The organism is Actinoplanes sp. TFC3 (assembly GCF_001553785.1).
GTDB lineage: Bacteria > Actinomycetota > Actinomycetes > Mycobacteriales > Micromonosporaceae > Actinoplanes.
The window spans coordinates 745,726-772,562 of sequence record NZ_LOJP01000001.1 but is presented as its reverse complement, the minus strand read 5'-3'; the positions used below and the strand labels follow the sequence as shown (position 1 = coordinate 772,562).

The following is a 26,837-nucleotide window of genomic DNA, read 5'->3' as shown; positions in this document are numbered from 1 at the left end:
AGAAGAAAACTGGCCTCAATCGCAGCTAGGGTGCCGGGCATGGAGACAGGACAGCACGCCGCTGACAGCCACGACCTGATCCGCGTGCACGGCGCGCGGGAGAACAACCTCAAGGACGTCAGCGTCGAAATCCCGAAGCGGCGGCTGACGGTGTTCACCGGGGTCTCCGGGTCGGGCAAGAGCTCGCTGGTGTTCGCCACGATCGCCGCGGAGTCACAGCGGATGATCAACGAAACGTACAGCGCGTTCGTGCAGGGCTTCATGCCGGCCCTGGCGCGCCCCGAGGTCGACGTGCTGGAGGGGCTGACCACCGCGATCATCGTGGACCAGGAGCGGATCGGCGCCAACCCGCGCTCCACGCTCGGCACGGTCACCGATGCCAACGCGATGCTGCGGATCCTGTTCAGCCGGTTGGGTCAGCCGCACGTGGGATCGGCGCAGGCGTTCTCGTTCAACGTCGCGTCGCTCAGCGGGGCGGGGGCTGTGTCCGTACAGAAAAACGGACAGACGATCAAGGAGCGCCGGGAATTCAGCATCACCGGCGGCATGTGTCCTCGCTGCGAGGGCATGGGTCGCATCTCCGACATCGACCTCACCCAGCTCTACGACGACAGCAAGTCGCTCAACGAGGGTGCGCTGACCATCCCGGGCTACAGCATGGAGGGCTGGTACGGCCGCATCTTCAACGGCTGCGGCTTCTTCGACGCGGACAAGCCGATTGCCAAGTTCACCAAGCGTGAGCTCAACGATCTGCTCCACAAGGAACCCACGAAGATCAAGGTCGAGGGCATCAACCTGACGTACGAGGGGCTGATCCCCCGCATCCAGAAATCGATGCTCAGCAAGGACGTCGACGCGCTGCAACCGCACATCCGCGCGTTCGTCGAGCGGGTGGTCACCTTTGGCGTCTGCCCGGAGTGCGCGGGGACCCGGCTCAGCGAGGCTGCCCGGTCCTCGAAGATCAAGGGGGTCAGCATCGCCGACGCGTGCGCGATGCAGATCAGCGACCTGGCCGAGTGGGTTCGTACGGTCGACGACGCGTCGGTGGCCCCGCTGATGGGTAAGCTGCAGCACACCCTGGACTCGTTCGTCACCATCGGCCTGGGCTATCTGAGCCTGGACCGCTCGTCGGGGACCCTGTCCGGCGGCGAGGCGCAGCGCACCAAGATGATCCGGCACCTCGGCTCCTCGCTGACCGACGTCACGTACGTGTTCGACGAGCCCACAATCGGCCTGCACCCGCATGACATCCAGCGGATGAACGAACTGCTGCTGCAACTGCGCGACAAAGGCAACACCGTGCTGGTCGTGGAGCACAAGCCGGAGGCCATCGCGATCGCCGACCACGTGGTCGACCTCGGTCCCCGGGCCGGCACAGCGGGCGGCGAGGTGATGTACGAGGGCACCGTCGAGGGTCTGCGGGCCAGCGGCACGCTCACCGGGCGGCATCTGGACGACCGGGCCGCGCTCAAGCCCTCGGTGCGCAAGGCCTCCGGGGTGCTCCAGGTGCGCGGGGCTGCGGAGCACAACTTGCAGAACGTGGACGTGGATATCCCGCTCGGCGTGCTGACGGTGGTGACGGGGGTGGCCGGGTCGGGCAAGAGCTCGCTGATCCACGGCTCGGTGGCCGGTCGCGACGGGGTCATCGCTGTCGACCAGGCGCCGATCAAGGGGTCGCGGCGCAGCAACCCGGCGACGTACACGGGTTTGCTGGAGCCGGTTCGCAAGGCGTTCGCCAAGGCCAACGGCGTCAAGCCCGCCCTGTTCAGCGCGAACTCCGAGGGCGCCTGCCCGACCTGCAACGGCGCCGGGGTGATCTTCACCGACCTGGCGATGATGGCCGGGGTGGCCACCGTGTGCGAGCAGTGCGAGGGCAAGCGGTTCGACGCCTCGGTGCTGGAATACCGCTTCGGCGGCCGCGACATCAGCGAGGTGCTGGCCATGCCGGTCAGCGAGGCCGAGCAGTTCTTCGGCACCGGCGAGGCGAAGACCCCGGCCGCCCACAAGATCCTGACGCACCTGGCCGAGGTCGGGCTGGGCTATCTGAGCCTGGGCCAGCCGCTCACCACGCTGTCCGGCGGTGAACGCCAGCGGCTCAAGCTGGCCACCCACCTGGGCGACAAGGGCGGGGTCTACGTCCTCGACGAGCCGACCACCGGGCTGCACCTGGCCGACGTCGAGCAGTTGCTGGGTCTGCTGGACCGGTTGGTGGACGGGGGCAAGTCGGTGATCGTGATCGAGCATCACCAGGCGGTCATGGCGCACGCGGACTGGATCATCGACCTGGGTCCGGGCGCCGGCCACGACGGCGGGCGAATCGTCTTCGAGGGCACCCCGGCCGTTCTGGTCGCCGCCGGCTCAACCCTGACCGGGGAGCACCTGGCGACCTATGTCGGGAAATAGGAGCGCCGCTGCGAATTCCACGGGGGAAGAACTCGCAACGGCGTCCAGCAAAGAGTATCGACCGGCGCGGTTGTTGTCCATCCGTACCGTCGATCATCAAAATCAATCCGGTCGGCCGGGGCGCCCTGCCTGTTCGGCTACGCCCACCGCCGGCGCATCTGCGCTGCGTGCGAGCAGTTTCTTGCGCTGCTTGGCCGGGAGCCGGTCGACGTAGAGCAGCCCGTCCAGGTGATCTGTCTCATGCTGCAGGCAGCGCGCGAGCAACCCGGTCCCGTCGATGCGGACCGGGTTGCCGTGCAGGTCCACGCCCGTCACGGCCGAGGTGACCGGGCGGCCCACGTCGGCGCGCACGCCGGGCACCGACAAGCAGCCCTCGTCGTCCACATCGAGGTCGCGCGTCCCGGTGCTCTCGGGCAGGTGCAGCACCGGGTTGACGATGTGCGCGATCACGTGGGTGCCGGTCTCGTCCGGGCAGTCGATCACGAAGACCCGGGCGTCCACGCCGATCTGGTTGGCGGCCAGCCCGACCCCGTCGGCGGCGGCCATGCTGGCGAACATGTCGGCGACGAGTTGCTCGAGCGCGTCGTCGAAATCGGTCACCTCGGCGCAGCGCCGATGAAGCACGGGGTTGCCGTAACGGGTGATCGGTCGTGGTGTTCCAGCCCGGGTCTGCACGATGCCAATTCTAGGAGTTGCGGCGGCTTGCCCAGTCGCGTGCCTTACCGCCGAGGTCTGCTGCACCGTCGCCGACCTTGCGGGCGAGCGTGACGAGCGGGTCGGAGGAGGTGCGGAACGTTTCGCGGTAGTGCGACGCGGCCGCCTTGACATCTTCGGTCACCGAGGCGTTGCTGTCGCCGTCGCGGCGGTCGTACTCGCCGGCCACGATGCGTGCGTAGTCGCCGGAGTCGATCCACTTGCGCAACTCGGCGGCCCTGGCCACGGGTACGGGCACGCTGCTCCACGCGGTCAGCCCGATCTTGTGGATGCTGTCGCGCAGGTCCCCGCCGCCCTCGTACTCGGCGGCCTGTTCGAGGAACGCGGTGGTGTCGATCTGGCTGAGGTCGCCGCCACCGGCCAGCTTCATCAGCAGCCGCAGCGACGCCGCCGGATCCTGAGCGGCGAGCAGCCCGGCGCGGTCGGCCGACAGCTCGGCCTTGCGCCACCACTCGTACATGGCAGCGATGATGGCCCGCATGGCGATCACGCCGACCGGGATGAAGCTGATGTTCGCGGCCCAGCGGGTCAGGATCATCATAATTGTCTGGTAGACAGCGTGCCCGCTGCGCACGTGGCCGATCTCGTGCCCGAGCAGCGTGCGCAGCTCCTCGTCGTCCAGCTTCTCGACGGCCGCCGTGGAGATCACGATGAACGGCTTGTCCATGCCGATCGCCTGGCTGTGGATGACCGGGTTCTGGGTGACGAACAGCTCGGGCAGCTCGGCGACGTCCAGCGTCGTGGCGGCCTCGGTGAAGCGCTGGTAGACCCTCGGGTACTGGCGGTGGTCGACGCGCACCGAGCCGGCCAGATACTGCAGCCGGAAGCCGCGCTCGTTCCACATGCCGAAGAAGCCCTTGACGACTTCGTCGAAGCCCCGCAGCTCGCGCAGGGCGGTCAAGGCTCCACGATCCGCGGGGTGCTCCCACGCTCGCGAGCTGATGCCGGTCAGCGTCACGCGCTGCCGGGCGGGCCGGTTGTCATCGGCGTCGGTCATGACTGCTCCGTAAGGACGGGATCGTTGTTCCTGCTGAGCTTGGCCCTCGGGGTCAAATGTGCACATCCGCTCGCAGCCGGAACTCTGCCCGCCCACCTCTGCGACTTTCGGCCGACCGACGGGCCTCTCCTGGCGCTTAAAACCCCTCAGCATGAGGTGTTTTTGAGGTACATGACTGCTTGTTACGATCTCGTTACACGTCCATGCTCGGCGTATGCGGATCGCCGGAGCACCAATCTCGTGGGGCATCAGCGAAGTCCCGGGCTGGGGGCACCAACTCCCCGTCGAGCGGGTCCTGCGGGAAATGCACGACCTGGGCCTCACCGCGACGGAATTCGGTCCGGACGGCTTCCTGCCCGAGGACACCATTCTTTCCCGGTACGGCCTGAGCGCGGTCGGCGGCTTCGTCCCCGTCGTGTTGCACACCTGGACGCCGACTGTCGACTTGGACCGGTTCGTTGCCGCAGGCGCCGACACCGTTGTTCTGGCTGCTGCCACTGGACTTGCTGGCTACGACTCACGCCCTGTGCTCGACGCCGACGACTGGAAACGCCTACTGGCCAACGTGGACCGTCTGGCCTCGGCGGCACGCGATGCCGGGTTGACTGCGGTGCTGCACCCGCACATGGGAACGATGGTTGAGCGGCCGGAGGAAGTACGGCGGGTGCTCGACGGGTCGCAGATCGCGCTCTGCCTCGACACCGGGCACCTGCTGATCGGGGGCACCGATCCCGCCGTGCTGGCTGCGCAGGCCGGGGACCGGATCGCCCACGTGCACGCCAAGGACGTGGACGCCGAGCTGGCGGCTTCGGTTCGCGAGGGCCGGCGTACGTTCACCGAGGCGGTGCGCGCGGGCATGTTCCGGCCGATCGGCGACGGCGATGTCGACTTCGCCGGTGTGGTGACGGCGTTGCAGCGGCACGGATACGACGGCTGGTGGGTGCTGGAACAGGACGCCATCCTCGACGCCGAACCGGCCGGCGAGGGGCCGGCCGCGGACGTACGCCGCAGCATCGAGACGCTGTGCACCCTCGCGGCCGGCTAGGTGTCGGAGGTGAGCTCGGTGGCTCGGCGGAGCAGGGCCTGGGCCTCGGCGGGCGAGTGGGCTGCGGCGGCGGCCTGCTCGAACAGGGCCACGGCGGCTGGGGTGTGGCCGGCTCGGGCGGTCAGGTCGGCTTCGGCGGCGAGGGCGTAGGGGTAGCCGTCCAGCGCGCCTGCGACCCGGGCTTCGGCCAGCATGGTCAGGCCGGTTGCGGGGCTTTGGGCGTACCCGTAAGCGACCGCGCGATTGAGCTGCACCACGGGTGACGGGACGACGGCGGCCAATCGGTCATAAAGGGCCGCGATCTGCGGCCAGTCGGTGGTCTCGCGCGTGTGGCAGGCGGCGATGCGGGCCTGCAGCGCATACGGGCCACCGGGGTCCGGCAGGGCGGCCAGGCCCTCGGCGATCATCGCGTGGTCCCAGCGTGAGCGATCCTGCTCGGCCAGAGTCAGCAGCGCACCCGAATCGTCACGGCGGGCGTGCCGCCGGGAGTGCTGGATCAGGCACAGCGCGAGCAGCCCGGCCACCTCGCTCTGCTCCGGCATCAAGCGGGCCAGCAGCCGGGTCAGCCGGACCGCTTCGTCGGCGAAGCTCGTCTCGCCGCCCGCGCCGTAACCATGGTTGAACAGCAGGTACAGCACGCCCAGCACGCTCGGCAGACGCTCGGTCAGGGCGGCTCCCGACGGCACCCGGTAGGCTATCCCGGCCTGCGCGATCTTGGTCTTGGCCCGGGTGAGCCGGCGCGTCATCGTCGGTTCGGTGACCAGAAAGGCACGCGCAATCGCGGCGGTGGGCAGGCCCGCAATCGTGCGCAAGGTCAGGGCCACCCGGGCCGGCAGCGACAGCGCCGGATGGCAGCACGTGAAGATCAGCCGCAGCCGGTCGTCATGCGCCGGCGACGGCGGGTCCAGCGGCAGATGCGCCAGCTCCGCGACCTTGCGGCGTTCCAGCGAAGCACGCCGCAGCACATCCAGCGCGCGGTTACGAGCCACGGTCAACAGCCAAGCCCCAGGGTTTTCCGGTACGCCCGCAGCAGGCCATTTCTCCAGCGCCACCGCCAACGCGTCCTGGGCACAGTCCTCGGCCAGGTCCCAGTCACCGGTGATCCGGATGAGCGTGGCGACGACCCGGGCGTAGGAGTCCCGGGTCGCCTCCTCGATCGCGGCTCGGACGCTCATTCCTGGTGGAACGGCCGCAGCTCGATGCGCCCGGAATAGGCCATCGGGTGGGTGCGGGCCACCTCGATCGCCTCGTCCAGGTCGGCGCATTCCAGCAGGTCGAAGCCCACGATGACCTCCTTGGTCTCGGCGAACGGGCCGTCGCTGAGCAGCAGCTCGCCGCCGCGCACCCGGACCGTGGTGGCCGAGGACGGCGGGACCAGCTCATTGCCGCTCACCCGGCGGCCGGCCTCATCGTTGTCGGCCACCCACTGAAAGATGTCGGGAATCTGCGACTCGTCGGTCTCAGGCTCGGTGTCGGTGCAGACGAACATCATGTACTGCATGGGGTTCCTTTCCTCGGTTGTCCTGCCATGACGATCGGCCGGACCCGGATCGGACAGCCTGATCAAAATTCTGCCGCGGGGGCGTTGTGCGGAGTGATGACCTGCACGGCGGACGGCTGAGAGCGCGCCGGGCCGGGCAGCGCACCCTGGGCTTGCAGCAGAGCATGGCAGGCCCGGCGCAGATCCTGGCGCAGGTCATGGTGCAGCACCGCGGACAGCCGGCGTTCGCGCAGCAGGGCGGTGTTCTCGCCGTCGAGATCGTGGGCGATGAAGACGTCGTAGCGGCGCTGCTCGGACTCGAAGGCGTCGACCACGGCCGCGTTGCCACCGGCCCCGGCGTACATCGAGTAGACGGCCCGGACCTCGGGGTTGACCGCGAGCACGGCCCGCGTTCCGGTGTGGACGGTTTCCGCGCGATCCTCCTCGTCGACGACTTCGAGCAGCCGCCGTTTCTTGTCGTGGGTGCGCATCTCGGCCCGGAAACCCATCTCCCGCTCGTCTTCGCCGCGAAACGAGCTGTGCCCCCGCACCACGAGCACGTCCCCGCCGCTTGCGCCGAGCCATTGCCGCATCAGGTACGCCGCCGTGGCGCCCGCCGCTCGGTTGTCGATGCCCACGTAGGCGCACCGGGCGCTCGTGGGCAGGTCAGTCACGAAGGTCACTACCGGAATTGCCTGCCGGGTCAGCTTGCCCACGGCGGCAACCAGGCCGGGCAGGTCGGGGGCCTTGAGAATGACGCCGTGCGAGCCGGCCTTTGCCACTTTGTCCAGCACGGTCAGCAGTTCGGCGGGTGAGGCGCTGTCGAAGAAGTGGAACCGGCAACGCAATACGGCTGGGCGTAGAGCTGGTAGTTCGGCTTCCAGCGCGGCTTGTACGGCGGCGGTGAAGCGGGCCGGGGACGCAACGATGACGTCGACCATGAACGTGCGGCCGGCGATGCGAAGTTGGGTGCGCTGTTTGTCCAGGTCGGCGATGGCCTGCTCGACCTCGCGGACCGTGCCCGCCCGGACACCGCCCCGGCGATGCAACACGCGGTCGACCGTGGCCAGGCTCAGGCCCGACTGGGCGGCGATTTCGCGGATCCGATAGGGGTGCTTCGGTCTCGCAAAGGTCGGCGGAGGGTCGATCGGACGAGACTTCACCTCGTACACTCTGAGGGGTTTTTGAGGGGTTTTCAAGGATCTTGGTGGTCTTTGTCATGAGGGTTTCGACCGGCGTTCGAGACGATCTTGGAAGGTCGGCGGTATGCTTGTCGTCGCGTCGGCAACCCGGCGCATCCCCGGAGCCGAGGGGCGCTGCGACGGACCTGGTGGTCCGCCACGCTCGGCTCGGCGGTCACGACGTCAAGGGCGCCCCCTGATGAGGGGGGTGCCCTCTTTCATGTCCGAACGACTGCAGAAGATCAACGGCCTCGACTTCGCCGTTGCTGACCTGAGCCTCGCCACGTTCGGCCGCCACCAGATGCGGCTGGCCGAGCACGAGATGCCGGGCCTCATGAGCATCCGCGAGGAGTTCAAGGCCGCGCAGCCGCTGGCCGGCGCGCGGATCGCGGGCTCGCTGCACATGACCATCCAGACCGCGGTGCTGATCGAGACGCTCACCGCGCTCGGCGCGCAGGTCCGCTGGGTGTCCTGCAACATCTTCTCGACCCAGGACGAGGCCGCCGCGGCCATCGTCGTAGGCCCCGAGGGCACTGTCGAGGCCCCCGCCGGCGTTCCGGTCTTCGCCTGGAAGGGCGAGACGCTGGAGGAGTACTGGTGGTGCACCGAGCAGCTCTTCACGTTCGCTGACGGCCTCGGCCCGAACATGATCCTGGACGACGGCGGCGACGCCACCCTGCTCGTGCACAAGGGCGTGGAGTTCGAGAAGGCCGGCGCGGTCCCCGCGACCACCGCCGAGGACAACCACGAGTACACGATCATTCTCGACACGCTGCGCCGCAGCCTGGCTGCGGACAAGGGGCGGTTCACCAAGATCGCTGCCGAGATCCGCGGCGTCACCGAGGAGACCACCACCGGCGTGGCGCGCCTCTACAAGTTCGCCAAGTCGAACGAGCTGCTCTTCCCGGCGATCAACGTCAACGACTCGGTCACCAAGAGCAAGTTCGACAACAAGTACGGCATCCGCCACTCGCTGGTCGACGGTCTCAACCGCGCCACCGACGTCATGATCGGCGGCAAGCTCGCCATCGTGTGCGGCTACGGCGACGTCGGCAAGGGCTCGGCCGAGACGCTGCGCGGCCAGGGTGCCCGGGTCATCGTCACCGAGATCGACCCGATCTGCGCGCTGCAGGCAGCGATGGACGGCATGCAGGTTGCCCCGATCGAGGACTTCGTCGACCAGGCGGACATCTTCATCACCACCACCGGTGGCACCGACATCATCACGCCGGAGCACATGGCGAGGATGAAGCACAACGCCATCGTCGCCAACGTCGGTCACTTCGACGACGAGATCGACATGGCCGGGCTGGCCAAGGTCCCCGGCATCGAAAAGGTCGAGGTCAAGCCGCAGGTGCACGAGTGGCGCTTCCCGGACGGGCACGCGGTCATCGTGCTCTCCGAGGGTCGCCTGATGAACCTGGGCAACGCCACCGGGCACCCCAGCTTCGTCATGTCGAACTCGTTCACCAACCAGGTGATCGCGCAGATCGAGCTCTGGACCAAGCCGGGCGAGTACGACAAGCAGGTCTACGTGCTGCCCAAGCACTTGGACGAGAAGGTCGCGCGTCTGCACCTCGACGCGCTCGGCGTGAAGCTGACCGAGCTTTCCAAGAAGCAGGCCGAGTACCTCGGCGTTGCGGTTGAGGGCCCGTACAAGCCGGACCACTACCGCTACTGATCCACGCCTGATGGGGTCGCGCTCTTCGGAGTGCGGCCCCATTTTGCTATCCGATCCAGCAAATGCCCGCCGAGCGGGTTGCCATCCTCGAAGATCGCCGTCTGGAAGACGTGGGCCAGGCCCTCGTAGACGTCTACCTCGGCGTCCTCGACCTTCGCCGCGAGACGCAGCGTGTCGTCTTTGAGTGCCTCGGCGCCGCCGACGACCATGCTCAGCGGCGGCAGGCCGGTCAGATCCTGGTGAAGTGGCGAGGCTTCCTCGGCCCTGGTCCCTCCCAGATACTGCCCGATGAGGTGGGTCAGCAATTCCCTCGACACCGGATCGTCCGGCGAGTCATCCACGGACGGCCCCGAGATGGTCAGGTCGGTGACCGCTGACCAGGTGAGGATCCCGGCCGGCAGCTTCTCCCCCGCATCCCGAAGACGCTGCGCGGCGGTCAGCGCGAGGGCCGCCCCGGAGGATTCGGCGATGACGCGCACGTCGCTGTCCCCAGTGCCAGCGGTCAAGCTGCGGTAGGCGTCGAGCACATCGTCGACGGGCGCCGGATACGGGTGCGCGGGCGCGAGCCGGTAGTGCACAACCAGCGTCGGACGGCCGGTGGCCTTGGAGAACAGGTAACCGGCCCGGTTCATCAGCGGGGGGTTGCGATGCTCGAACCCGCCGCCGTGCACGTACAGCAGAAGACCGTTCCCGGGGTTGGCGTTCTCGGCCGTGATCAGCAAGCCGTGCGGCGTGGGCACCGACTCGACCGGGATGTCAAACATCAAGCCCGCGAAGTCCGGAACAGCAGCCGGCCCACCAGGCACGGGAGTTACCGAGACAACCATTCCCCATGATATACCGGCCGGGTTGCCCCGAACGCAATTCATTTATGAATTGCCGTCAGCCGTCGCCATTTCGACTGGCAGCAGTCCACGGACAGCCGATTAGCAGGAAGCCAAGTGGCCGGTCTCCCAAGAAGTAATTCCAGGTCCACTTGGAAGCGATGTTCGTCGGCGGCTTCATGGTGTGGACGTAGCTGGCTTCACCATGGAATGTGGGCGCCACAAAGAGGAATTCCGGCAGGGAGGTACGGTTCTTCCAGCAAGCCATTCCTGGAGGAAGGTTGGTGATCACGGTGCACCCGATCTAGCGACGGCCCCACCCCGGGGCGTCACGGAGCCGATGAGGTGCCCGTATGAGCAGGACCGACAAGACCCGGCCGCAGTGGGTGCAAATGGCGGACACGCCGATGGCGACCAGTGTCCCCGTGCATGACCACCGCTTCGGGGGCTGCACGCTGCCCGCCGAGATCACTCCGGAGAGCACCAAGCCGACCGGCTGCCACTGGGTCGCGACCGCGTTCTACGGCGACTCGCGCGGTGGCAACCGCGAACGCCACTACCTGCTGCGCACCGACCGCCGGCGCAGCCGCCACGAAGCACGCCGCGCGCTACGAGACAGTCACCTGGGCTGACAGCGGCAGAGTTCGCGACGACGAGCCAACCAAAACCGTGTGAGTCCCCTTCGTAGACACCCAGGCGCCGGCCCAGTGCTGGAAGCTGCGTTCGTCCAGCACTGTGGTCACGCGCCGGGACTCACCGGGTTTGAGCGACACCCGAGCAAAACCGCGCAGGTTGCGAGGTGGCTCTCCGGTGGAGGCGGGCTGCTGCACGTAGACCTGGGCCACCTCATCGCCGGCGCGCTGCCCGGTGTTGGTGATCGTGTACGAGACCTCGCGTCCGGAAACCCGCAGGTCGGAGTAGGCGAACGTGGTGTAGGACAACCCATAGCCGAACGGGAACAGGGGCTCGATGCCGCGGGCGTCGTACCAGCGGTAGCCGACCTGCAGACCTTCCGAATACTGCCCGCCGGGCCAGCGAGCCGGAGCTGCGGCCGGTACGTCGGCCAGCGTGCGGGGGAACGTCACGGGGAGTTTGCCCGAGAAGTTGACGTCGCCGAAGAGCAGGGCCGCGAGGGCGTGGCCGTACTCCTGCCCCGGATACCAGGCTTCGATGATTCCCCGTACGCGCGAAGCCCACGGCATGGTCACCGCCGACCCGGAGTTGACCACCACGACCGTGTTGGGGTTGGCCGACGCCACATCCTCGACCAGCTTGTTCTGATCCGCGGGCAGGTCGATGCCCGGCAGGTCGGCGCCTTCTGTGCTGAACCGGCCCACCACCACGACCGCCAGATCCGCTGCCGCCGCCGCTCTCACCGCGTCGTCGTGCAGCTTCTGCCCGGGCAGCGTCCATCCGAGGTTGACCACCGCGTTGCCGCTGAACTGGGCGAACTTGATGGTCACCGGCTCCTGCTGGCCGGCCGTCAGCGTGACGGAAGCCTGCTTCGAGGTCAGCCCTCGCTCGGACCAGCCGTTGTCAATCAGCAGGCGGTCGCCGAGCAGCAGCCGCCCGCCGTCGGTGTTGGTCAGCGAGAACGTATAGGTGCCGGTGACCGGCGCGGTGAGGGTGCCGGTCCAGCGCGCCGACCAGTTCGAGGCGACGCCGGTGCCCGGATCGCCGCCACGCCAGTTGCCGTCCAGCCCGGTGTCCGAGCGCGCGGCGATGGCCGGCCCGCTCAGCGCGGTGTTCGCAAAGATCGAGCCGGTCAGCGGCAGCGAAACGGTGGGCAGAGCGCCATCGGCCCGCGTGTTCCCCGGCTGATAGGTGACCGAGGCCTGAGTGCCGGCGCGCTCCTGCAAACCCCGAAAGGGCGAGATGGCGTACGGCGGATCGACGCGAGCACTCCCGCCGCCCTGGCTGAGCACGCTGGTCCCGGCTCCGCTGCCGAGCACCGCGATCGAGCGGACGCCGGCGTTCACGGGCAGCACCCCGGCATCGTTCTTCAACAGCACGCTGCCCTGCTCAGCGACCTGCCGGGCGACCGTGGCGTGCGAGGTCACCGGTGCTTCGCGGCTGCCGTGCGACCCCTTGCCGACCAGGCCCCGGCGGACCATCGCGGTCAGGATCCGGCGCGCGTTCGCGTCCACGTCGACCCCCGAATCGGTAAGCGGCTGACCATAGAACTCCGCGCCGGGCATTTCCATGTCGAGTCCGTTGGCGATCGAGGCCAAGGTCGAATGGGTGGCATCCCAGTCCGAGGTGACGAAGCCGCGGAACCCGAGTTCGTCACGCAGAATGCGCTGCTGCAGATAGCCGTTCTCGCACGGGAAGACGCCGTTGACCGGGTTGTAGCCGCACATAACCGAGTCGGCCCCGGCTCCGATCGCGTCCTCGAAAGCGGGCAGGTAGATCTCGCGCAGCGTCCGCTCATCGACCGTGGCGTTGCTGTCCCCGGTGTTGCGCGCGGTTTCCTGGTTGTAGACCGCGTAGTGCTTGACCTGCGCCATGGGGCCTTCGGCCTGGATTGCCCGAATCTCCGCTGCGGCCGCCTGGCCGGCCAGGTAGGGATCCTCGCCCAGCGACTCGAACGCCCGCCCCCAGCGCGGGTCCCGGACGATGTTGATCGTGGGCGCGAGCACCACGTCGGTGCCCTTGGCCCATTGCTCCGAGCCCAGCACCTTGCCGTACGCGCTGAGCATGGCGGGATCCCAAACGGCTGCCGCGGCTACGGGTGCCGGGAGCTGGGTCACGCCGGTGAGCCCGCCGCCCACGCCGGTCGGGCCGTCCTGCAGGCGCAGCGGTGGTATGCCCAGCCGGTCGACGCCGTCCACGCAACCGACATATCCGCAGGCCGCGCCGCCGTGCATGAGGGTCAGCTTCTCAGCGCGGGTCATCCGCTGCAGCAGCGACTCGGCGCGCTGAGCGGGAGCCATCTGGTCCTCGGTGCCCCCTGCGACGGCCAGCGCCGTGCAAGCCATCACGAGCGCCAGCGTTGCTCGTACAAGCCGCATCAAGATCCTTTGCTGCCGCGAAAGGGGGCCAGCGTAACGCGAATGCCATGCTCATCCGGGAGAATGGTTCGGTGAGTGTCGAGACGACGTTGCTGTTCATCCTCGCGGGCGTAGCGGTGGTGGTGGCGGTCCGGTGGATCGCCAACCGCACCGGGCTGCCCGCCGCCGCCCTTCTGACCCTCATCGGGATCATGTACGCCGTCCTGCCCGGCCCGAACATCGAGCTCGAACCCGAGATAGTCCTGACCCTGATCCTGCCGCCGCTGCTCTACAACGCGGCGCTGGATTCCTCCCTGCTGGATATCCGGCACAACCTGCGTACCGTGATCAGCCTGTCCGTGGTGCTGGTCCTGGTCACCGCCCTGCTCATCGGCGCGGGCTTCCACTTCTTCGTGGCCGGCGCCACCATGGCCGCTGGGGTCGCCCTGGGCGCTGCGGTCGCCCCGCCCGACCCGGTGGCCGCGCTGGCGGTCGGCAAGAAGGTCGGCCTGCCGCGCAACATCATCACGCTGATCCAGGGCGAGGGGCTGCTCAACGACGCCACCGCCCTGACCCTGCTGAGCGTGGCGGTCTCCGCGGCGATCGGCGGGCACTTCTCGTTCGCCAGCACAGTGGGCGAGTTCGTCATCTCCGCGGCTGGCGGTGTGATCGCTGGTGTCGTGGTCGCCTATGCGGCCCGCGCGTCCCGCCCGATCCAGCGCGACCCGCTGATTGCGAACGCCATCTCGCTGGCCACTCCGTTCGTGGCGTACACGCTCGCCGAGCACGTGTACGTCTCCGGCGTGCTGGCGGTGGTCGTGGCCGGTCTGATCGTCGGGCACGACACCCCGCGGCTCAGCTCGGGCGCCAGCAGGCTGCAGGTCAGCGCCGTGTGGCGGCTGGTCGACTTCCTGCTGGAGGGGCTGGTCTTCCTGCTCATCGGTCAGCAGCTACCGCTGGTGATCGAGGGCCTGTCGGAGTACAAGACGTCGACCATCGTCATCGCGGTGGCGATCTCCGTCGGTGTTGCGCTGCTCCTGCGCCCGCTGTTCCTGATAGTGACCCAGGTACTGCCGAGGTCGATGCATGCCCGGCTCGGTGGGGACCCGGCGGACAGTCCGGGGCGCGCTGACCGGGCTTTGAACGTACGGGAAATCACCGCTTTGAGCTGGGCCGGAACCCGCGGCGTCATCACGCTTGCGGCCGTCTTCACCATCCCCACCCACACCGATGCGGGCCTGCCGTTCCCCGACCGCGACCTGCTGCTGTTCTGTGCCTTTGCGGTCGTGCTCGTCACGCTGGTCGGGCAGGGCTTGTCGTTCGCGCCACTGGTACGCCTGCTGGGCCTGCGCGCGAACGAGACGGACGACGCCCGGGAGCGCAACGAGGCCCGCGCGGCGTCGGTGCGTGCGGCGATGGACCGGCTCGACGAGATCGACCAGGACCCGCACGACGACGTCGAAGACCATGCGATCGAGACGATGCGCAAGCAGTACGGGCACCGGCTGGAGCGCTACCAGCGCCGCATCGACCTGCTCGACGCGGCGGACTCCGACGAGCTGCCGGTTTCCTCGCAGTACGAGGCGGCGCTACGGGTACGCCGCTCGGTGATCGACGCCCAGCGCGACGAGTTGCTGCGGTGGCGCGACGCCGGGCAACTGTCCGACGAGGGTCTGCGGGTGCTGGAGCGCGAGCTGGACCACGAGGAACGGCTGCTCCCGGACCGGCGCTGATGACCCGCGGACAGTTGCGCATCTACCTCGGCGCCGCGCCCGGGGTCGGTAAGACCTACGCGATGCTGCAGGAGGCGCAACGCCGGGCCGCGCGGGGAACGGATGTGGTGGTGGCGGTCGTGGAAACCCACGGCCGCCCGCACACCGCGGCGATGCTCGACGGCCTGGAGCGGGTGGACCTCGACGCGGTGCCGGCCCGCAAGCCGGAACTCGTCGTCGTCGACGAGCTCGCCGGGCACCACCGCGACGTGGAGCGGCTGCTGGCGGCCGGGTTCGACGTGCTCAGCACGGTGAACGTCCAGCATCTGGTGTCGCTGACCGACGTGGTCAGGCAGATCACCGGGGTGGCGCCGCGCGAGACCGTACCCGATGCGGTGGTGCGCGGCGCGGAGCAGGTCGAGCTGGTCGACATGACCCCGGAGGCGTTGCGGCGGCGGCTGGCGCACGGCAACGTCTATCGGCCCGAGGAGGTCGATGCGGCGCTGGGCAACTATTTCCGTACGGGCAACCTCACCGCTCTTCGGGAACTTGCCTTGTTGTGGCTGGCCGACAAGGTGGAGGACCAACTCGGCCGGTACCGCGCGGACAACAAGATCGAGGCGACCTGGGAAACCCGGGAACGCATCGTGGTGGCCCTGACCGGGGGTGCTGAGGGCGAGACCCTGATCCGCCGGGCCGCCCGGATCGCCGCACGCAGCAGGGGCGCGGATCTGCTGGCCGTGCACGTGACCCGCAACGACGGGCTGATCGGCGCCGATCCCGCCCAACTGGCCCGGCAACGGGTGCTGGTCGAGGACCTCGGCGGCTCATACCACCAGGTGGCCGGCGCCGACGTGCCGCAAGCGCTGCTCGACTTCGCGCGGGCGGTCAACGCCACGCAGATCGTGCTCGGAGCCTCCAGCCGGGGCAGGCTCGCGCAGTTGCTCAGTGCAGGCGTGGGCGTGACGACCACCGCGCTGTCCGGCACGATCGACGTGCACCTCGTGCCGCACGAGCGCGCCGCGACGGGCCGGCGCACCCGGATGCCGGCGGCGCTGTCGCGGGGCCGCCGGATCGCCGGCCTGGTCGCCGTCGCCGCTGGGCTACCCGCGCTGACCGGCGCACTCAAGCTCGGTCCGGGGTTGTCGCTGACCAACGACATCCTGGTGTTCCTGGCCGCGGTCGTCGGCATCGCGCTGATCGGCGGACTCTGGTCCGCGCTGCTTGCCGCGGTGGGCGGGTTCCTGCTGCTGAACTGGTTCTTCACCCCGCCGTTCGGGCGCCTGGCCATCGCCGAGGGCAGCAACCTGCTCGCGCTGGCGATCTTCGTGGTGGTCGCGCTCGCGGTGAGCTGGGTGGTCGACACCGCTGCGCGCAGCACCCGGCGGGCGGCGCAGGCCGGAGCCGACGCGCAGACGCTGGCCACCGTTGCGGGCAGCGTCCTGCGGGGCGAGCGGCCGCTGATGGCGTTGCTGGAACGGCTGCGCGAGACCTTCACCCTCGACGCGGTAATCCTGCTCTCCGACGGTGCCGTGGTGGCGAGCGTGGGAAACGCCTCCGGTCCTGTTGGGAGCGAGGTCAAAGTCGACAACGACCTCATCATGCTGCTGTACGGGCGACCGCTCGAAGCCTCCGATCGGCGCATCGTCGAGGCGTTCGCAGCCCAGGCGGCGGTGGCGTTGCGTCAGGAGCGACTGGCTGCCGAGGCGGCTGCGGCCAAGCCGATCGCCGAGGCGGACCGGATGCGGACGGCGCTGCTGGCCGCGGTCAGCCATGATCTGCGCACCCCGCTGGCCTCGGCGAAAGCCTCGGTGGCCAGCCTGCGCAGCGCCGACGTGGACTTCGACGACGAGGACCGGGCCGCGCTGCTCGAAACCGCCGACGAGAGCCTGGACCGGCTGCACCGGCTGGTGAGCAACCTGCTGGACATGAGCCGGTTGCAGGCCGGGGCGCTCGGGGTGACGTTGCTGGCGATCGGGGCGGAGGAGGTCGTACCGCGGGCGCTCGATGATCTGGGACCGCAAGGCCGCACCGTTATCGCTCACATCCCCGACGACCTGCCGGTCCTGCACGCCGACCCGGGGTTGCTGGAACGGGTGCTGGTCAACCTGCTGGGCAACGCACTGCGCTTCAGCCCGCCGGACCGCCCGCCGGTGATCACCGCGAGCGCGCTCGGTCCCAGCGTGCAGATCCGGGTCATCGACCACGGCCCGGGAATCCCGGCGGACCGGTGGGACGACGTGTTCCTGCCCTTCCAGCGCCTCGGCGACCGGGACAACCACATCGGGGTCGGGCTGGGGCTGGCGCTGTCCCGCGGGCTGACCGAGGCGATGGGCGGCACGCTGGTGCCCGAGGAGACGCCGGGCGGCGGACTGACGATGGTGCTGGCGTTGCCGTCGGGCACCATGACGGCGCCATCGCCTCGATGATCGGCGGAAAACCGCGTCCCTTCATCGCACCGGCTGGCGTCGGCCGGGCCAATCAATCCGGTTGGCCCATCAATAGAGTCTTCAGCACCTGGTGAGCCCCGACGTGAAAGTGGGTCGCCGCTGTGGACACCATCCGGACGATAAGCACCACCGTTGCCATCACCCTCGGGGCAGTCGGCATCCTGGCTTACCTCAGACGCCGGGTGCGAGCCGTTACCGGCGAGGTCGTGCGCCGGATAGTGGAACCGATAATTTGGCTCTTCCTGCGGTTCTTCCGGCATTCCATGGCTGACCTGACGAGTTTGCGCTCGTACTGCCGGGTGCAGATCAAGAACCCGGAGACGCGGGTGCTGCACGTTCCGGGCCGGTGGGGCACCAACCTCACCATAAAAACGGTGTACGTACCGCTGACCCTGGAGAGCTCGACCACCAAGGCGGCGCACCACCCGGACGACATCTGGCGTGATGATGTGAGCCGGGTCCGCATTGTCGGCGAACCGGGGTCGGGCAAGTCGACCTTCGTCAAACACCTTTTCCTGCACGCCTGCGAAGAATCGTTTCGCACCAAGAGCGGACGCTTACCGATCATCCTGGAATTGCGTCAGCTCAAACCGCCGCGCCGAATGTCCAGTCCGGACAAGCTCACCGACTGGCTGATGACGGAGCTGCGGACAAAAGTGGAAAGCGTGCACGGCTACGAGATGCACGAGCTGTTCGAGGCAGCCAGCCGCGGCTCGGGTTTGCTCGTCCTGCTCGACGGCCTCGACGAGGTTCCCAGCGAACGTTACCCGGCCATCTCGCTCGCCATCGCCGGTTTGAGCAGACGCCTGATGAACGACAGCGTGAAGAGCCGGCTGCTGCTGACGATGCGCAGCCAGTTCCACGACCAGGTCCGAGCCGACTTCGACGCGCACTTCGAGTCCACGTACCGGGTCAAGCGGTTCAGCTCGGCCGACGTCTACACCTTCCTGACCAAGTGGCCGTTCACCCATGACCCGCTGGCCTCGGCCAACCGCATCTACGGCGACCTCACCGATCGCCCGACCCTGCGGGAGATGTGCAGCAACCCGCTCATCCTGGCGATGTATGTGGCAAACGATCAGGGATCGGGAAGCGGGGCACCGGACACCCGTACCGCTTTCTACAACCATGTCGTCGAGGAGCTGCTGGTCGCGCGCAGAAGCAGGCAACTGGGCATCGCAGCCAAGTCGGCGCTGCAGGCTCAACGCGAGCAAGTCCTCGGGCCGCTGGCCTATGAGAACCTGACCGACCCGAACCAGCCCTCGAACTCCATTCCCTGGTCGCGGGCGATCGAGTTGGCCACCGAGGTGCACGGCTGCTCCACGGCCGAGGCCGCCGAACAGATGCTGCTCGAACTGTGCAAGGAGACCGGCATCATCGCCGTGGAGAAGCCCGGCGAGTCGCTGCGGTTCATCCACCTGACCTTCTGCGAGTTCCTGGCCGCCCGCGAGTGCATCCGGATTCGCGCCGACGGCTGGCAGAAGCTGATGGAGTTGCACGCCAGCTTCGCCGGCCAGCCGACCACCAGCACCCGGCTGGTCGAGGTGATCCCCTTCGCCTTGGGCCTGCTCGCGCCGGTGCAGCAACTGCAGGCCATGGACGACGTGTGGGCCTCCAAGAACCGGGTGCTCGCCGGGTATTGCTTCCTGGAGACCCGCCGGTACGACCACAGTGCCTGGGATGAGTACGCCGACAACGAGGCCGAGGGCCTGCTCAGCGTCGAGTCCTCCGACTGGGACGAGGCGTTCCTGCGCCGCCTTCACCTGTTCAACATCATCCTGGCCGACGAGAACGAGTGGCGGAAAATGTACGGCCAGCCCTGCCGCCTGCCCCTCGAAGAGGTCTTCCGCCGGCTGGTCGGGCGCGACAGGTCCCGGCTGACCGCGATCTTCGGCTCCTATGCGGCGTTCGACGCCCCGGCCGCCTTCCGGCTGGCCCGGACCTGCTCGGTCGACCTGCTGATCGAACACCCCGGCCTGCTCATCGAGAACGCCGCGCTTCCGCCGTTCCTGGCCATGCTGATCGAGCAGATGCATGCCGAGCCGGCGCGGGCCGAGAAGTGGGCAGCCGTGCTGTGCGAAGCAGCTCTGCGGCAACCCGCCGTGGCCACTCTGCTCGTCGACATGGACGCCGACGCGCTCGGGCTGGATCACCGGGTGGACCAGATCAACAAGCGGCGTCGGTGGTTCTTTCCCTGGTCCCAGGGCCTTGGCGTCTTCACCACCCTGTACCGCGATCTCCGGCCCAGCGCGCTGACCTATGCCACGACGGTGGCGACGGCAGCACCCCGGGCAAGCGGCGAAGCTGAGACGTACCCGCATGTCGCGGCCTTGCGTCAGGTGCGCCCCACGCGAGCGCGTTTGCTGCCGGCCACCCCTGTTCAAGCCGTGATCATCAGCTCTGTTCCGCTCATCCTGGGCTACTGCGCCGGTACTTACCTGCTGACCAGGTTGTTCCTCGAAGCGGGCCCGCCATCGCTTGCCACGATGATGCGGGGGATCCTGCTGGTGGTGGTTGGGCTGGGAGCCTCGATCGCCCTCCGGCAGCACTACAACAACGTCATTACCGCCCTGGCGCGAACTCTTAACTGCTCGTCCCTGGCGGATGCGAAGCCTTCGGTCTGGATTCGCTTCTCCGGCCTGGACCTGCTCATCTTCAACCGGGACCTGATCGCGTATCGGCAGCAGGTGCTCGACCTGCTTGTACATCAAGAGCTCTCCGCCATTGGTCAAGAGTCTCCCGGCGAACCCTGACCGCGGGGTTATGAGCTACACAGTTGTGCAGTAACCTACACATGTGAGTAGCCCGCCGGATCTGACCGCCCGCGCCCGCATCCGGGAAGCCGCGATCACGCTCATCGCCGAGCGGGGTGTCAAGGAGACGTCGATCCGCGACATCGCGCAGGCCGCCGAGGTGTCCTCGGGGCTGCTGCGTCACCACTTCGGGTCCAAGGAGGGGCTGCGCGACGCCTGCGACGACTATGTGCTGGCCGAGTTCACCCGGCTGCGCGAGCCGATGATGGCGGCCTCGGCCCAGGTCGATGAGGGCTATCTGCTCGACGTGATGAACGCCGCGCCACTGCGGCTGCAGAACTACGTGGTCCGCTCGACGATGGACGGCTCGCCGACCGGGACCTCGCTGTTCTTCCGGATGATCGACGAGGGCGAGCGCTGGTTGAAGAAGACCGGGCGCAAGTCCGCCGACCCGCGGGCGTACTCCGCGGTGCTGTGCGCCATGAAGCTCGGGATGCTGCTCATGCGCGAACAGATCGCCCAGGCGCTGGACGAGGACCCGGCCTCACCCAACGGGCAGGTCCGCATGCTCAAGGCGTCAGTGGAGATTTTCTCGGCCCCGGTGGTCGCACCGGAGCTGGCCGAACAACTGCAAGCCGCCCTTGATCAGTACGCCACCGGATCAGTTCGTCACGACTGAGGAGGCACCACCATGGCCGAAGCGGTTGACGTCACGGGGCTCAGGAAGAGCTTCGGACGTACCCAAGCCTTGGACGGTCTTGATCTGCACGTCGAAGTGGGTGAGGTGCACGGGTTCCTGGGCCCGAACGGCGCAGGCAAGTCCACCACGATCCGGATCCTGCTCGGGCTGATGCGCGCGAACGGCGGCACCGCCCGGCTGCTGGGCGGCGACCCCTGGTCCCACGCAACCGACCTGCACAAGCGGCTCGCCTATGTGCCCGGTGACGTCACGCTGTGGCCGGCGCTGTCCGGCGGTGAGGTCATCGACCTGCTCGGCCGGCTGCGCGGCGGCATCAACCGCAAGCGCCGCGACGAGCTGCTGGAACGCTTCGACCTCGATCCGCGCAATAAGGCCCGCACCTACTCCAAGGGCAACCGGCAGAAGGTGGCCCTGGTCGCCGCGCTGGCCTCGGACGCCGAGCTGCTGATCCTCGACGAGCCGACCTCGGGGCTCGACCCGCTGATGGAGTCGGTGTTCCGCGACGTCGTGCGGGAGGAACACCGGCGCGGCGGCAAGACCGTGCTGCTGTCCAGCCACATCCTCACCGAGGTCGAGGCGCTGTGCCACCGGCTTACCATCATCCGCGAGGGCCGCACTGTCGAAACCGGCACCCTCGCCGACCTGCGCCACCTCACCCGCACCACCATCGAGGCCGAGCTGATCGGGCTCCCCGACGGCCTCGCCGCCCTGCCCGGCGTGTACGACCTGCAGGCCGACGACCACCGCGTGGTTTTCGATGTGGACACCGACACCTTGGAGCCCGCGCTGCGCAAGCTCGTTGACGTCGGCGTGCGCAGCCTGACCAGCAAGCCCCCGACGCTGGAGGAGCTCTTCCTCCGGCAGTACCGCAAGGAGCCGGTCCGATGACGGGCACCGGCTCGCTGATCCGCCTCATCCTGCGACGCGACCGCTTCCTCCTGCCGCTGTGGGCCGTGCTGCTGCCACTCGTGCCAGTCGGCTACGCCAGCTCCCTGCGGGCCCTGTTCCCCACCGCCGCCGAGCGGGCCGGCTATGCCCGGGTAAGCGCGGACAGCGCCGGTTTCGTCGCGCTGCTCGGCCCCCTTCACGGCAGCAGCCTCGGCGACTTGGTTGCCTGGCGCTCCGGGTTCCTGCTCGTGCTGGCGGGCCTGTTCAGCCTGCTCACGGTCATCCGGCACACCCGCACCGACGAGGAGCTGGGCCGCACCGAGCTGATCGGCGCCGGAGCGGTCAGCCGGCCGGCCGGGCTGGTCGCGGCGCTGCTGGTCGCGCTCGGCGCCAACGTGGTGCTCGCCGTCATCGTGATGGGCGGGTTGATCGGCCTGGGCCTGCCGGTGGCCGGGTCGGTGCTGTTCGGCGTCTCGTTCGGCCTGGCCGGCTGGGCCTTCGCCGCCGTCGGGGCGGTGTCCGCGCAGCTGTCCAGCTCCGCCCGGACCGCCCGGTCGATCGCCATCATCGGGCTCGGCGCCACCTTCGTGCTGCGCATGGCCGGCGATGTGGATGCGCTGGGCGGGGGCGCGCTGTCCTGGCTGACGTGGGTCTCGCCGGTCGGCTGGATCCAGCACGTCTTCCCGTACGGCCCCAGCGCCCTGTTGCCGCTGTTCCTGGCCCTGGCCTTCACCGTCGCAGCGGGGCTGGCGGCGGTCGCGATGGTGTCCCGGCGCGATATCGGTGAGGGCGTGCTCCCGGCCCGGCCCGGCACTCCGACCGCCGGGGCGGCCCTGAGCGGCCCGATCGGGCTGGCGTGGCGGCTGCACCGGGGCATGCTGATCGGCTGGCTCGCCGGGTTCGCGGTGCTGGGGCTGGTGTTCGGTGGGGTCGCGAAGAGCATTGCCGACCTGGCCGACGAGAACAGCAGCCTGAGCGAGATCCTCGGACGCCTCGGTGGCAGCACCGCCGCTGTCGACCAGTATTTCGCCACCGCCCTGGGCATGATGGGCCTGATCGCCGCGGCGTACGCGGTGCAAGCGGCGCTGCGCCTGCACGACGAGGAAGGCACCGGCCATGCCGAGGCCGTGCTCGCCACCCGCACCGGCCGGGTGCGCTGGGCCGCCGGGCACCTCATGTTCTCGCTGTTCGGGCCGGCCGCCGCGCTGCTCGTGGGCGGTGCGGTGTGCGGGCTGGTAGCGGGTCTCGCGCTCGACAACGTAGGCCGCGAGGTGCCCGCGCTGCTCGGTGGGGCGGCGGCGCAGATCCCGGCCGTGTGGGTGCTGGCGACGCTTGCTGTGCTGCTGTTCGGGGTGCTGCCGCGGCAGGCGCCGGCCGCATGGGGGGCCCTGGCGGTGTGCTTCTTCCTGCTGATCGGCGGCGCGATCCTGCAGCTCAACCACTGGATCATGGACCTGTCCCCCTTCACTCACATCCCGCACCTGCCCGGGGCCGCGGCCACCCCGCTGCCGTTCGTGGTGCTCACCGCGCTGGCCGTGGTGCTCGCGGCGGCGGGCCTTACCGCATTCCGCCGCCGCGACGTGCCAGCCATCTAGACAATCGCCAGCCGTATGGACGGCTGGCGATCGGCTCAGAGGTAGCTTCCACTCGGCCCTTGGGGAGGAGTCAAGTCGGGCTCAGACGGCGTTGGCCAGCGCCTCGAACTCCTCGTCGGTGAGTTCGAGATCGGCCGCCCCCAGGTTCTCCTCGAGGTGGGCGACCGACGAGGTGCCCGGGATGGGCACGATCACCGGCGAGCGGCGCAGCAGCCAGGCGAGCGCGAGCTGGCTGGTGGTGGCGCCGGGGTGGTTTTCCAGCACCTTGTCCAGCGGGCCGCCGGGCTGGGCGAGCGAACCGGCGTCGACCGGTGCCCACGGGATGAACGCGATGCCCTGCTCGGTGCAGAAGTCGAGCAGTTCCTCCGCGCGCCGGTCGCCGAGGTTGTAGCGGTTCTGCACCGAGGCAACCGGGATGCCGGCGGCCTGGGCGGCGCGGACATCCGCGACGTCGACCTCGGACAGGCCGACCTGCTTGGCCAGCCCCTCGTCGAGGAACGACTTGACTTCGGCGAACTGCTCGTCGCGCGAGGTTCGTTCGTCGATGCGGTGCAGCTGCCACAGGTCGATCTGCTCCACGCCGAGGCGGCGCAGCGACATGAGGATGCACTGGCGCAGGTATTCCTTGCGGCCCAGCGGCGGCCACACGTTCGGGCCGGTGCGGGTCAGGCCGCCCTTGGTGGCGATGACAACATCGCCGTAGCCGCTGCCGTCGTGCAGGGCCTCGCGGATCAGGTCCTCGGCGACATACGGTCCGTACGAGTCGGCGGTGTCGATGAACGTGACGCCGAGCTCGACCGAGCGGCGCAGCACCCGGATCGCCTCGTCGTGGTCGCGCGGCGGACCCCAGATGCCGGGCCCGGTGAGCCGCATCGCGCCGAAGCCCAGCCGGTGCACGCTCCGGCCGCCGAGGTCAATGGTTCCGCTGTTAACTACAGGCATGATTCCCACCGTAGCGCCTGTTTCACCAGCAGAATTCGCGAACGGTACGGCGGGCCGTCCCTCAGTCCTGGCTCAGGAAGAACCGGGTCAGGCCGGTGATCTCGAACAGCCGCCGGATGTCGAGGGGCACGTCGGCCAGGACCAGCTCGTACGCGTCGGAGCGGTGCCGGACCAGCATGTTGATGCCCGACGAGTCGAGAAAGGTGACCTGCGACAGGTCGACCTCGACGCGCCAGCACCCGGCACGGGCCGACTCGATCGCCTCGCCGAGCAACGCTGCGGTGGACGCGTCGATCTCCCCGGAGCAGAAAATCCGGACACGTCCCGCGGCCGGTTCGCCGGTGGTGACGCTGAGCTCGGTCTCCGGGGAGAGGACCGGCTCACCCGCTGAACCGCGGCGTTCGATCATCAGGGCCTCCACTTTGCGCGGACAGTCACCACCTTAACCGTATGAAGTCATACCGGGGAGAAGGTAGTCGGTGAGTAATCCGGCCAGTCAGAAAGCCCGTGCGGGCGCCGGGGGCAGCAGAACGACATGCAGGTTGCGCGGCCCGTGCACCCCTTCGACCCGGTTGAGCTCGATGTCGCTGGTCGCGGACGGACCGCTGATCCAGGTCAACGGGCGGCGCGGGTCAAGCCGGGCGATCGCGTCGGGCACCGAGGCCACCACCTGATCCTGGCGCACCACGCAGATGTGCAGGTCGGGCAGGAGTGACAGGCGCCGGCGACCTTGGTCGGGAGATCCGTCGAGCACGATCGTGCCGGTTTCGGCGATGGCCACGGTAGCGGCGGTCAGCACGGCGTCGGCATCGTGCTCGTCCTCGACGATCGTGGCATCGGCGGGAATCCACGATCGGTCAATTCCCGGAGGTACGACCAGACGACCCGGTTCGAGCGACGTGACCACGCCGGCCACGTCCTGCTCCCGGTGCACCACCGCCTTGTAGTCGACCAGCCGATCAACAAGAAGGACAATGTCGGCTTCATCCGTACCGGCTGATCGGTAAGCGCGTGGCACCTCGGACGCTGCGGCATCCCGCAGAGCGGCTCTGACCCGGCCGAGGATGAGGTCGCGGCTGCTCATCGCTTGGCCCACCAATCCCGGAAGGTCTCGGCCGGCGGTTCCGGCAGGTCGCGCGACGCCGTCCAGCCGTTGAGCGGGGGCGGCAGACGCTTCGCGTGTTTACTGAGCTTGGCGGCATGTTGCGCTCGGGTGTAGAGCGCCGGGTGGTCCATCGTGTACGCCGCCGCGGCCATCGCCACCCTTTCCGAACGCGGGTGCGGCACCTCGTTGCGCAGGTGCACGAGCAGCGACGGAATGTCGATTTTGACCGGGCACGCATCGAGGCAGGCCCCGCAAAGCGACGACGCGTACGGCAGCGAGGCGTTGTCCGCGACCCCGGTGAGCTGCGGCGACAGCACCGCCCCGATGGGACCGGGATAGACCGAGCCGTACGCGTGACCGCCGGTTCGCTCGTACACCGGGCACACGTTCAGGCACGCTGAGCAGCGGATGCAGTGCAATGCTTGGCGGCCTGCTTCGTCGGCGAGCACCGCCGTGCGTCCGTTGTCGAGCAGCACAAGGTGGAAGTTCTGCGGCCCGTCGCCCGGCGTCACCCCGGTCCACATGGACGTGTAGGGGTTCATCCGCTCGCCTGTCGACGCGCGGGGCAGGAGCTGCAGGAACACCTCAAGGTCGCGCCACGTGGGCACCAGTTTCTCGATGCCCATGACCGTGATCAGCGTGTCCGGCAAGGTCAGGCACATCCGGCCATTGCCCTCGGACTCCAGCACCGCCAGCGTGCCCGTCTCCGCCACCGCGAAGTTGGCCCCCGACACCGCGACCTTGGTGCTGAGGAAGGTCTCCCGCAGGTACCGCCGCGCGGCTGCGGCAAGCTCGGTCGGCTCATCGGTGAGCGCCGGGTCAACCCCGGGCATCTCGCGCAAGAAGATGTCGCGGATCTCCGAACGGTTCCGGTGGATCGCGGGAACCAGAATGTGGCTCGGCTTGTCGTGTCCCAGTTGCACGATCAGCTCGGCGAGGTCCGTCTCCACGGCCTTGATCCCGGCTGCCTGGAGCGCCTCGTTGAGCCCGATCTCCTGGGTGGCCATCGACTTGACCTTGGTGACCCGCTCATGCCCGGTGGCCCGCACCAGGCCGGTCACGATCCGGTTGGCTTCGTTGGCATCGGCCGCCCAATGCACGACGCCCCCGGCCGCGGTTACCTTCGCTTCAAGCTGTTCGAGCAGCTCCGGCAGCCGGGCCATGGTGGCCGCCTTCAACGCCGAACCTGCGTCGCGCAGCTCCTGCCAGTCGGGAAGCTCGCTGATGACCGCGCCGGATTTACCGCGGATCGTTGTGGTGGCGTGGCTCAGGTTGCGTCTGAGCTGGGCGTTTGCCAGCGCTTTGTGGGCCGCTGCTGGGAACGGCTCCTCCCCGCGGAGGTTCCCCACGCCCCGAGGTGCGGTCGCCGGCATACCG

At 68.7% G+C, this 26,837-nt stretch carries 22 protein-coding genes and 1 riboswitch; of the genes, 10 read left to right on the top strand and 12 right to left on the bottom strand.

Annotation, left to right across the window (positions count from 1 at the left end):
* The first annotated feature begins 39 nt into the window (after nucleotides 1-39).
* The gene (locus TFC3_RS03305; protein ID WP_067505882.1) at nucleotides 40-2,403 is read left to right on the top strand and encodes an excinuclease ABC subunit UvrA; all 2,364 of its coding nucleotides are present in this window, start codon (nucleotides 40-42) and stop codon (nucleotides 2,401-2,403) included.
* 102 nt (nucleotides 2,404-2,505) lie between these two features.
* On the opposite strand, the gene def is transcribed toward TFC3_RS03305, so the two are convergent.
* Both def and TFC3_RS03295 read right to left on the bottom strand, forming a co-directional pair.
* Nucleotides 2,506-3,078 carry a peptide deformylase gene (def, locus tag TFC3_RS03300; protein ID WP_153040078.1) on the bottom strand — a complete coding sequence of 191 codons (573 nt, stop codon included), beginning with the start codon at nucleotides 3,076-3,078 and terminating at the stop codon, nucleotides 2,506-2,508.
* A gap of 10 nt (nucleotides 3,079-3,088) precedes the next feature.
* On the bottom strand, nucleotides 3,089-4,114 hold the full coding sequence (locus TFC3_RS03295) for a M48 family metallopeptidase (protein ID WP_067495408.1): 1,026 nt from the start codon (nucleotides 4,112-4,114) through the stop codon (nucleotides 3,089-3,091).
* A gap of 214 nt (nucleotides 4,115-4,328) precedes the next feature.
* On the opposite strand from TFC3_RS03295, the gene TFC3_RS03290 reads away from it, so the two are divergent.
* Nucleotides 4,329-5,159: a TIM barrel protein gene (locus tag TFC3_RS03290; protein WP_067495403.1), complete on the top strand. Its 831-nt coding sequence runs from the start codon at nucleotides 4,329-4,331 to the stop codon at nucleotides 5,157-5,159.
* Here TFC3_RS03290 and TFC3_RS03285 read toward each other — a convergent pair.
* The 3 genes from TFC3_RS03285 to TFC3_RS03275 all read right to left on the bottom strand — a co-directional run bounded on the left by TFC3_RS03285 (nucleotide 5,156) and on the right by TFC3_RS03275 (nucleotide 7,802).
* Nucleotides 5,156-6,334: an RNA polymerase sigma factor gene (locus TFC3_RS03285; RefSeq protein ID WP_067495400.1), complete on the bottom strand. Its 1,179-nt coding sequence runs from the start codon at nucleotides 6,332-6,334 to the stop codon at nucleotides 5,156-5,158. The genes TFC3_RS03290 and TFC3_RS03285 overlap by 4 nt on opposite strands.
* The gene (locus TFC3_RS03280) at nucleotides 6,331-6,660 is read right to left on the bottom strand and encodes a YciI family protein (protein WP_067495396.1); all 330 of its coding nucleotides are present in this window, start codon (nucleotides 6,658-6,660) and stop codon (nucleotides 6,331-6,333) included. The genes TFC3_RS03285 and TFC3_RS03280 overlap by 4 nt, the downstream gene beginning before the upstream one ends.
* 62 nt (nucleotides 6,661-6,722) lie before the next feature.
* Nucleotides 6,723-7,802 (bottom strand): LacI family DNA-binding transcriptional regulator, encoded by a 1,080-nt coding sequence (locus TFC3_RS03275; RefSeq protein WP_236717963.1) that lies wholly within the window; start codon nucleotides 7,800-7,802, stop codon nucleotides 6,723-6,725.
* A gap of 139 nt (nucleotides 7,803-7,941) precedes the next feature.
* Nucleotides 7,942-8,022: riboswitch (S-adenosyl-L-homocysteine riboswitch) on the top strand.
* An 18-nt stretch (nucleotides 8,023-8,040) separates the two neighbouring features.
* On the opposite strand from TFC3_RS03275, the gene ahcY reads away from it, so the two are divergent.
* On the top strand, nucleotides 8,041-9,501 hold the full coding sequence (gene ahcY, locus TFC3_RS03270; RefSeq protein WP_067495393.1) for an adenosylhomocysteinase: 1,461 nt from the start codon (nucleotides 8,041-8,043) through the stop codon (nucleotides 9,499-9,501).
* On the opposite strand, the gene TFC3_RS03265 is transcribed toward ahcY, so the two are convergent.
* Complete coding sequence (locus TFC3_RS03265; RefSeq protein WP_161952523.1) at nucleotides 9,495-10,265, bottom strand: alpha/beta hydrolase; 771 nt, start codon at nucleotides 10,263-10,265, stop codon at nucleotides 9,495-9,497. The two genes, ahcY and TFC3_RS03265, sit on opposite strands and share 7 nt — an antisense overlap.
* Nucleotides 10,266-10,383: 118 nt before the next feature.
* Complete coding sequence (locus tag TFC3_RS36690; RefSeq protein WP_153040077.1) at nucleotides 10,384-10,617, bottom strand: hypothetical protein; 234 nt, start codon at nucleotides 10,615-10,617, stop codon at nucleotides 10,384-10,386.
* A gap of 61 nt (nucleotides 10,618-10,678) precedes the next feature.
* On the opposite strand from TFC3_RS36690, the gene TFC3_RS03260 reads away from it, so the two are divergent.
* Nucleotides 10,679-10,957 (top strand): hypothetical protein, encoded by a 279-nt coding sequence (locus TFC3_RS03260; protein ID WP_067495390.1) that lies wholly within the window; start codon nucleotides 10,679-10,681, stop codon nucleotides 10,955-10,957.
* Here the strand turns inward: TFC3_RS03260 and TFC3_RS03255 are convergent.
* The gene (locus TFC3_RS03255) at nucleotides 10,934-13,336 is read right to left on the bottom strand and encodes a glycoside hydrolase family 3 C-terminal domain-containing protein (RefSeq protein WP_067495387.1); all 2,403 of its coding nucleotides are present in this window, start codon (nucleotides 13,334-13,336) and stop codon (nucleotides 10,934-10,936) included. The two genes, TFC3_RS03260 and TFC3_RS03255, sit on opposite strands and share 24 nt — an antisense overlap.
* A gap of 71 nt (nucleotides 13,337-13,407) precedes the next feature.
* Here TFC3_RS03255 and TFC3_RS03250 point away from each other — a divergent pair, with 71 nt between their 5' ends.
* The 6 genes from TFC3_RS03250 to TFC3_RS03225 all read left to right on the top strand — a co-directional run bounded on the left by TFC3_RS03250 (nucleotide 13,408) and on the right by TFC3_RS03225 (nucleotide 23,413).
* On the top strand, nucleotides 13,408-15,048 hold the full coding sequence (locus tag TFC3_RS03250) for a Na+/H+ antiporter (RefSeq protein WP_201787116.1): 1,641 nt from the start codon (nucleotides 13,408-13,410) through the stop codon (nucleotides 15,046-15,048).
* Complete coding sequence (locus TFC3_RS03245; protein ID WP_067495382.1) at nucleotides 15,048-17,456, top strand: DUF4118 domain-containing protein; 2,409 nt, start codon at nucleotides 15,048-15,050, stop codon at nucleotides 17,454-17,456. The genes TFC3_RS03250 and TFC3_RS03245 overlap by 1 nt, the downstream gene beginning before the upstream one ends.
* Nucleotides 17,457-17,578: 122 nt before the next feature.
* A complete protein-coding gene (locus TFC3_RS03240) occupies nucleotides 17,579-20,230 on the top strand; it encodes an NACHT domain-containing NTPase (protein WP_067495379.1) in 2,652 nt (883 codons plus the stop codon).
* 43 nt (nucleotides 20,231-20,273) lie between these two features.
* Nucleotides 20,274-20,909, top strand: a complete 636-nt coding sequence (locus tag TFC3_RS03235; protein WP_067495376.1) for a TetR/AcrR family transcriptional regulator — start codon at nucleotides 20,274-20,276, stop codon at nucleotides 20,907-20,909.
* Nucleotides 20,910-20,921: 12 nt separating this feature from the next.
* Nucleotides 20,922-21,818 carry an ABC transporter ATP-binding protein gene (locus TFC3_RS03230; RefSeq protein WP_067495374.1) on the top strand — a complete coding sequence of 299 codons (897 nt, stop codon included), beginning with the start codon at nucleotides 20,922-20,924 and terminating at the stop codon, nucleotides 21,816-21,818.
* Nucleotides 21,815-23,413, top strand: a complete 1,599-nt coding sequence (locus TFC3_RS03225) for an ABC transporter permease (protein WP_067495372.1) — start codon at nucleotides 21,815-21,817, stop codon at nucleotides 23,411-23,413. The genes TFC3_RS03230 and TFC3_RS03225 overlap by 4 nt, the downstream gene beginning before the upstream one ends.
* An 81-nt stretch (nucleotides 23,414-23,494) precedes the next feature.
* Here TFC3_RS03225 and TFC3_RS03220 read toward each other — a convergent pair whose 3' ends face one another.
* The 4 genes from TFC3_RS03220 to TFC3_RS03205 all read right to left on the bottom strand — a co-directional run bounded on the left by TFC3_RS03220 (nucleotide 23,495) and on the right by TFC3_RS03205 (nucleotide 26,833).
* Nucleotides 23,495-24,355 (bottom strand): aldo/keto reductase, encoded by an 861-nt coding sequence (locus tag TFC3_RS03220; protein ID WP_067505871.1) that lies wholly within the window; start codon nucleotides 24,353-24,355, stop codon nucleotides 23,495-23,497.
* Between the two features lie 61 nt (nucleotides 24,356-24,416).
* On the bottom strand, nucleotides 24,417-24,764 hold the full coding sequence (locus TFC3_RS03215; RefSeq protein WP_153040076.1) for an STAS domain-containing protein: 348 nt from the start codon (nucleotides 24,762-24,764) through the stop codon (nucleotides 24,417-24,419).
* An 87-nt stretch (nucleotides 24,765-24,851) separates the two neighbouring features.
* On the bottom strand, nucleotides 24,852-25,439 hold the full coding sequence (locus tag TFC3_RS03210) for an LUD domain-containing protein (protein ID WP_067495368.1): 588 nt from the start codon (nucleotides 25,437-25,439) through the stop codon (nucleotides 24,852-24,854).
* On the bottom strand, nucleotides 25,436-26,833 hold the full coding sequence (locus TFC3_RS03205) for a LutB/LldF family L-lactate oxidation iron-sulfur protein (protein ID WP_067495365.1): 1,398 nt from the start codon (nucleotides 26,831-26,833) through the stop codon (nucleotides 25,436-25,438). The genes TFC3_RS03210 and TFC3_RS03205 overlap by 4 nt, the downstream gene beginning before the upstream one ends.
* Between the last annotated feature and the right edge of the window lie 4 nt (nucleotides 26,834-26,837).

Bases quoted from the DNA above. Each gene is read 5' to 3' on its own strand.
- TFC3_RS03260 (WP_067495390.1), top strand. From the start codon at position 10,679: ATGAGCAGGACCGACAAGACCCGGCCGCAGTGGGTGCAAATGGCGGAC.
- TFC3_RS03295 (WP_067495408.1), bottom strand. From the start codon at position 4,114: ATGACCGACGCCGATGACAACCGGCCCGCCCGGCAGCGCGTGACGCTG.
- TFC3_RS03280 (WP_067495396.1), bottom strand. From the start codon at position 6,660: ATGCAGTACATGATGTTCGTCTGCACCGACACCGAGCCTGAGACCGAC.
- TFC3_RS03265 (WP_161952523.1), bottom strand. From the start codon at position 10,265: ATGTTTGACATCCCGGTCGAGTCGGTGCCCACGCCGCACGGCTTGCTG.
- TFC3_RS03230 (WP_067495374.1), top strand. From the start codon at position 20,922: ATGGCCGAAGCGGTTGACGTCACGGGGCTCAGGAAGAGCTTCGGACGT.
- TFC3_RS03225 (WP_067495372.1), top strand. From the start codon at position 21,815: ATGACGGGCACCGGCTCGCTGATCCGCCTCATCCTGCGACGCGACCGC.
- TFC3_RS03290 (WP_067495403.1), top strand. From the start codon at position 4,329: ATGCGGATCGCCGGAGCACCAATCTCGTGGGGCATCAGCGAAGTCCCG.
- TFC3_RS03255 (WP_067495387.1), bottom strand. From the start codon at position 13,336: ATGCGGCTTGTACGAGCAACGCTGGCGCTCGTGATGGCTTGCACGGCG.
- TFC3_RS03305 (WP_067505882.1), top strand. From the start codon at position 40: ATGGAGACAGGACAGCACGCCGCTGACAGCCACGACCTGATCCGCGTG.
- TFC3_RS03205 (WP_067495365.1), bottom strand. From the start codon at position 26,833: ATGCCGGCGACCGCACCTCGGGGCGTGGGGAACCTCCGCGGGGAGGAG.
- TFC3_RS03245 (WP_067495382.1), top strand. From the start codon at position 15,048: ATGACCCGCGGACAGTTGCGCATCTACCTCGGCGCCGCGCCCGGGGTC.
- TFC3_RS03285 (WP_067495400.1), bottom strand. From the start codon at position 6,334: ATGAGCGTCCGAGCCGCGATCGAGGAGGCGACCCGGGACTCCTACGCC.
- TFC3_RS03220 (WP_067505871.1), bottom strand. From the start codon at position 24,355: ATGCCTGTAGTTAACAGCGGAACCATTGACCTCGGCGGCCGGAGCGTG.
- ahcY (WP_067495393.1), top strand. From the start codon at position 8,041: ATGTCCGAACGACTGCAGAAGATCAACGGCCTCGACTTCGCCGTTGCT.
- TFC3_RS03215 (WP_153040076.1), bottom strand. From the start codon at position 24,764: ATGATCGAACGCCGCGGTTCAGCGGGTGAGCCGGTCCTCTCCCCGGAG.
- TFC3_RS03210 (WP_067495368.1), bottom strand. From the start codon at position 25,439: ATGAGCAGCCGCGACCTCATCCTCGGCCGGGTCAGAGCCGCTCTGCGG.